This window comes from Microvirga tunisiensis (assembly GCF_009296175.1).
Classification (GTDB): Bacteria; Pseudomonadota; Alphaproteobacteria; order Rhizobiales; family Beijerinckiaceae; genus Microvirga; species Microvirga tunisiensis.
In genome coordinates this window covers 1-1,974 of the sequence record NZ_VOSK01000643.1, presented here as the reverse complement: position 1 = coordinate 1,974, position 1,974 = coordinate 1, and the positions used below count along the sequence as shown (strand labels likewise).

General features: G+C 56.4%; 1 protein-coding gene. It reads left to right on the top strand.

Annotation, left to right across the window (positions count from 1 at the left end; translation table 11 throughout):
- Positions 1 to 1,298: 1,298 nt before the first annotated feature.
- Entirely contained in the window at positions 1,299 to 1,742 is a 444-nt protein-coding gene (locus tag FS320_RS42380) for a GNAT family N-acetyltransferase (protein ID WP_152718522.1), read from the top strand.
- Positions 1,743 to 1,974 lie beyond the last annotated feature (232 nt).

Sequence of the window (1,974 nt, the reverse complement as noted above, 5' to 3'; positions counted from 1 at the left end):
TTTGCTCAACCGTCGTCTTGACGGCTCTGCCGCCAGCCCTGCGCAATCGCTCCATCCTGCCACACCCGGCTCCCGCCCTGGGATCGCACTCCCACGTCCAAGCTCATTGACAACGAACATCAGAGTTCTCGGTGCGCTCGCGTGTGAAGGCCTGGTCGCCACGATGAGCATTGTGTCCGCGACCTCCACGCCCATGCTGCTGGCCTATCTGGAGCAAGTGCTGGCGCCCAAGCGACACCGTCAACTTAACCGAGCAAAGACCGAATCCCGCTGTTCTTAGCTACTCCGCGGCGTGTCTAAGCGATTAAAAACGTGTGGCCTACCCGGACCTAAACACCGAGAACTGCAAGTAACGGTGTTAAGTTGACAGTACCGTTGCAAGGCCGATCAGCATTCCTGACTTGTTTGCCTTTGCTGTAGGTTAGGAATCAACCGATTATGCAGATTGCTGTTCCCGCCCAGCTCACACATCTTGTTAACTTATGTATATTTCTTGCCTGCAACAAAGTAGCAGGAACAACAATAGCTTGGCCACGTTGCTACCTTCATCATAGGAGGCGGGAATGCCAAAGCACGGAACGCCACTTGTAACACTGCCGAAGCCTTGCAGTGTCGTGGCGGCGGCTCTGATCCTTCCAATGATAGTTGGCAGCGTACCCGCCCAAGCCCAAGGCATTTTTGCGTTCTTCCGAGCCTTGACCCAACCTGCTACTCCGACCCCGCTCCCCCAGCCCTTCGGGTATCAGCCTGATTCTGCGCTTGAGCAGCCCCGCCGCAAAACCCGACCACACCCGAAGCCTGTGGCTGCGGAGCAAGTGGAAATCAAGAAACCGATAGAACCAAAACCGGTCGGAGACATTCCCAATCCCTTTCCGGCTCTTCTGTCCGACAGCACCTTGCGCCCTGGTGACATGGTAATGTTCCCGGACGGTCTGCGTGTCTTCACGGGCAAACCTGGAGGTCCCCACAAGCTCGCAGACTTCAAGCCCTTAGCGCAGGCAGGCAAGCACCTTTCTCGTACGACCCGCAAGCTTGTCGCGCATCTGGTCCCGGGAGAAAACATCGCGTGGAACACGGATACAGTCAGGTCTGGCGGTAAGATCGCGGCCAATACCGACGATGTCTCGACCACGGGAACCGTGAACGGACCCGTTAATCGAAAGGGCTCACGTTCACGATGATGCTACCCAACAGCTGATTTCTTGTGGTAGAGACGAGGGGGACCGGCGTGACATGTAAGGTGTTCTCGCCAAGCCGCGCTGGTCGGATCACTTCCTTCTATTAGTCTCAACCCTCCGATGACGATTGATCTGCGACCCGCTTGTTCGGACGACTACGTTTTCGTGCTCGACCTTTATCACAAAGCTATCAAACCCCTTGCAAATGCCTGGGTGGATTGGGTTGATGAGGAGCAGGAAGCTCAGTTTGCCAACCTGTGGCGTCCGGATGATACGAAGATCATCACTCTCAAAGGGGAAGATATCGGCTGGGTCGAGTTTCGACGGACAGGTGATGAAGTCTTCCTGAAGCAACTCTATATCACACCGAAGCGGCAGCGACAGGGCATTGGCTCACAGGTCATACGGCTGCTGAACGAACAGGCCAGGACGGCAAAGTCGATGGCACTGTTCGTGCTCAAGAATAATCCAGCTTTTCGGTTCTATCAGCGCCATGGCTTTGAGGTCATTCGGGAGACCCACACCACGTTGGTGATGCGCCGTGCGATGGCTGAGGCGGCTTGATCCTACCGATTGAATATCCGTTTGGGGACAGCCTGATCCGGGCCGGTACAAGCAGGGTGTGGCGAGCCAGATGACTGATCCGTTAAAGCGCTTTTGATCTGAGCATGAATCCATTCGGGTGGGCTGCGCGTTGACTGGGATATGGCCCGGGAGGCGAGCCATGCCCCAGCCTTATTCCGCTGATCTGCGTGAGCGTGTTCTGGTCGCCTGCGAGCGGGGCGACCTTCCTCAG

Excerpts from the sequence above, each read along its gene's own strand:
- FS320_RS42380 (WP_152718522.1), top strand. The coding sequence starts at position 1,299 with ATGACGATTGATCTGCGACCCGCTTGTTCGGACGACTACGTTTTCGTG.